Genomic DNA, 3,132 nt, shown 5'->3' with positions numbered 1-3,132 from the left:
GGCCGTGGGCTCCTGCGGCCGGCTCACCGACAGCGGAACAGCTCCGCCCGGGGGAGAGCGCACCGCCCACGCCGACGACTGCCGCTCACCCGCACGGTGAGCACACCGGGGCTTCTGTGCTTCCCCCTACGGCCCTACTCAGCAGACGTGGCAGACGCATCCGCGGCAGGTGCGGCGACGGGGCTGTAGTACACCGAGCGGCCCTGCTTGGAGCGCTCCAGGAGTCCGCGGGCAACTCGCTGTTCCAGGGTGTTGCGGACGACTGTGGTCTGCACCTTGCGCTGCGGATGAGCCTCGCTCAGCGCGGCCGACACCTCAGCGGCGGACTTTGGCTCGCTCTGTCCAGCCAGGTAACCGTCGACCAGCGTCGCCCAGGTCTCCTGACCCGCGCCCTTGGCCGATGCGGTCGCCTTCGAAGGCTTGGCCTTGTTCGACACCTTCTGCTGCTCGGGCACGTTCTGCCTGCGGCGGGCCGCAGGCACCGAGGCCTTCTTCCTCTCCTTGCCCTGCGCGGATGCCGGCGTAGGCGTACCGGTGCTGCTGAGCACGTCCCGCAACTTCACCAGGACCTGCTCACTCTCTTCGAGCCGGCGGAGCTGGTCCTGCAGCCGGTTCAGCTCGGCACGTACCCTTTCCTGCTCGCTCTTGGTGACCGCGAGGTCTTCCCCGACCTTCTCCGCATAACCTGCGGTGACTTCGGTGACTGTGGTGGCTTCGGACACGAGGCCCTCCTCTTTCGTACGTAGCATGAGGGTGAGACCCTGATGCTACTCACACACCGCAACTATCCTGCGGTTGCTTCGCTATCCACACACCCTTGCGAATCTCAGTGAAGACAACTCCGCACCATGTGCGTCGCTCGCGGTGCACCTTTCCCGCATGAGGCCGTTGCGTTGACCGTTGCGCCCCGAAGGACGAAATGGCGTGGCGGGGAATTCAGATGCGACAGTCAGGCTTCGGTGGCGGACACGTGGCGAATCAACTCGGTGGCCAGGCGCCGCATGACCGTGCGGTTGGCGCGCCGCATCGTGGCCCGGAGTACGGGTGCCAGCAGGCGGTCGGCGAGTGGGGTGCGTGTCCAGGTGTAGGTGAACGACACATGACTCCCGCCGTTCCGCAGCGGCTCGATGGTGTACGTGCCGTGGGCCAGACGACGGCCGGCCCAGCTGACGTTCCGTTCGACAATGAGTCGTGGAGGGACGGCTTCGACGACCTCGATGGTGACGTCGGTCCTTGTGCCGCCCAGCGAGGCTGTGACTGCGGCGCACGATCCGATGCCGCGGGGAGGGCCGCTGAAGTGCCAGTCGGTGAGGTAGTGGTCGGTGAGACGTTCGTGATGAGCCATGACGTCGAGGAAGTCGTGGACCTGCTCGGGTGTCTGGGGCACGTCGGTGGACACGGTGACAGGCTTCATGTACCAGACGGTACATAGGTCATGTACCGATTGGTACACTCGTGGCGTGGAAAACACGAATGGTTCACAGCCTGAGGGTGAGACCGGCACGGACGGGGACCGGCGCTCCCAACTGGTGAATGCGGCTGTCGACTACGTTGCGGCGAACGGCTTCGCGGAACTGAGCCTGCGCGTCCTGGGTGCCGCGATCGGCGTCAGTCACCGCATGCTGATCCACCATTTCGGCTCCAAGGAACAGCTGCTCGTGGAGATCGTCCGGACTTCGGAGCAGCGCCAGCGCGATCTGTTGTCCCGGCTCCAAGGGCACGCGGGCCGCTCGCCCGCTGATGCCGCGCGTCTCATCTGGCAGCAGTTGACAGACCCCGCGCTGGCAGATCAGGAGCGGCTCTTCTTCGAAATCTACGGCCAGGCACTTCGGGGCCGTTCCGCGGCGGCCCCTGTCCTCGAAGGGCTCGTGAACGACTGGCTGGAGCCGCTCATGGCCGCCGAGGTCGCCGCGGGTGCGGACCCTGTCGTGGCCCGGAACCGCGCCAGGCTGGGGCTCGCGACCGTCCGCGGCCTGCTGCTTGATCTGCTCGCGACCGGTGACCGCGTCGGCGTCGATGCGGCCATGGAGGAGTTCTTCCGTCAGTACTTCGGCTCGAAGTGACAGATACGACCGCAGTCGTGGGACGCCGATGACGGGCTGGGCGGTGGGTTGTGGTCCAGGCGTCCGCTTCGTGCCGACTGCCGTACGCCAGCCGCAGGATCACACGAACTCTGATCACTGATCCGTGACGAACGGGGTGTAGCCGACGGGGACCTCGGTCACCTGAAGGTCGGAGAAGAGCAAGGTCAAGTTGTGCGCGTTGGTCTCCATGCGAACCTCACGGAAGTCGATCCCGAGGGCCGTGGACCATCGGCGGGTCGCCTCCGACTCGGGGAGAAGCTCAGCCCCTGGATACATGCAGTGCCATTTCACTCCCCAGACGTAACCGCCTGAGTCGGACGCGGCAGTTTCGGGGTCGAGGAGACGGTCGTCCAAGGAGTTCCGCCAGATCTCTGCGGGCACTGACGTCTCGCACCGGGCCTCGACGCAGTACCGGAAGAGATATCGCAGGTAAGCCGGCGGTACGCCGGTGCTGGGGTCAGCCGTTGCGTAGACGATTACCTCGTAGTCGCGCAGGTAGTTGGTGTATCCGTGGTACACCACAGCGTGATCGAACGTCTCGTCCAGCAACTGCTCAAGTGCGGCGGTATCCATGGCTTCGTTGTACCTCACTTGACGAGACGCTCGACAGCGAGATCGGCCGCGTCAGCAACCGGACGGCGGGAGAGAGCGGGCTCGTGTAACAGGCTGAAGTCCTGGGACGGGACCTCCGTCAGCCCAAGTCACCGGGCCCCGGCCGGATCACGGAACCAGCAGAACTCCGCGCTTCGGCGTGGGGGTCCTGGAAGCCGTCGTCTCTGCGGCCATGGGGGACATCGCTTCGTGGGCCAGTTGGCCGGACGGGCGGCAGGCTATCGGGAAGCTGATGTCGGCGAAGACGACCTCGTCCGACAGGTGGGCCAGTTCGCTGCGCTGGAGGAAGCTGCCGTCCACGATCAGCACCGCATCGGCCGGCGCGGTGACTGGAGGTTCGTCGGTCTGCTGATCGCCGGCCAGGTGGCTTTAGCGGCGCCCGGCGCGGCGGGGCCCCAAAACACCCACAACTGTGCAACCCATAGCAGCGCAAACC

The 3,132-nt window shown here is 66.0% G+C and carries 5 protein-coding genes; 1 reads left to right on the top strand and 4 read right to left on the bottom strand.

What is annotated here, in order from left to right; translation table 11 throughout:
* Positions 1-134: 134 nt before the first annotated feature.
* Positions 135-722: a hypothetical protein gene (locus ACFVW8_RS38910; RefSeq protein WP_389698756.1), complete on the bottom strand. Its 588-nt coding sequence runs from the start codon at positions 720-722 to the stop codon at positions 135-137.
* A 227-nt stretch (positions 723-949) separates the two neighbouring features.
* The gene (locus ACFVW8_RS38905) at positions 950-1,414 is read right to left on the bottom strand and encodes an SRPBCC family protein (RefSeq protein WP_389698754.1); all 465 of its coding nucleotides are present in this window, start codon (positions 1,412-1,414) and stop codon (positions 950-952) included.
* 46 nt (positions 1,415-1,460) lie between these two features.
* Between ACFVW8_RS38905 and ACFVW8_RS38900 the strand changes: the two genes are divergently transcribed.
* Complete coding sequence (locus ACFVW8_RS38900) at positions 1,461-2,063, top strand: TetR/AcrR family transcriptional regulator (RefSeq protein WP_389698752.1); 603 nt, start codon at positions 1,461-1,463, stop codon at positions 2,061-2,063.
* Positions 2,064-2,177: 114 nt separating this feature from the next.
* Here ACFVW8_RS38900 and ACFVW8_RS38895 read toward each other — a convergent pair whose 3' ends face one another.
* Complete coding sequence (locus ACFVW8_RS38895; RefSeq protein WP_389698750.1) at positions 2,178-2,657, bottom strand: hypothetical protein; 480 nt, start codon at positions 2,655-2,657, stop codon at positions 2,178-2,180.
* Positions 2,658-2,804: 147 nt separating this feature from the next.
* The gene (locus ACFVW8_RS38890; RefSeq protein WP_389698748.1) at positions 2,805-2,996 is read right to left on the bottom strand and encodes a hypothetical protein; all 192 of its coding nucleotides are present in this window, start codon (positions 2,994-2,996) and stop codon (positions 2,805-2,807) included.
* Positions 2,997-3,132: the final 136 nt, after the last annotated feature.

This window comes from Streptomyces sp. NPDC058221 (genome assembly GCF_042882365.1).
Classification (GTDB): Bacteria; Actinomycetota; Actinomycetes; order Streptomycetales; family Streptomycetaceae; genus Streptomyces.
The sequence above is the reverse complement of the archived record's forward strand: the minus strand, read 5'-3'. Positions and strand labels throughout refer to the sequence as shown.

Coding starts and splice junctions, on each gene's coding strand:
- ACFVW8_RS38895 (WP_389698750.1), bottom strand. CDS start 2,657: ATGGATACCGCCGCACTTGAGCAGTTGCTGGACGAGACGTTCGATCAC.
- ACFVW8_RS38905 (WP_389698754.1), bottom strand. CDS start 1,414: ATGAAGCCTGTCACCGTGTCCACCGACGTGCCCCAGACACCCGAGCAG.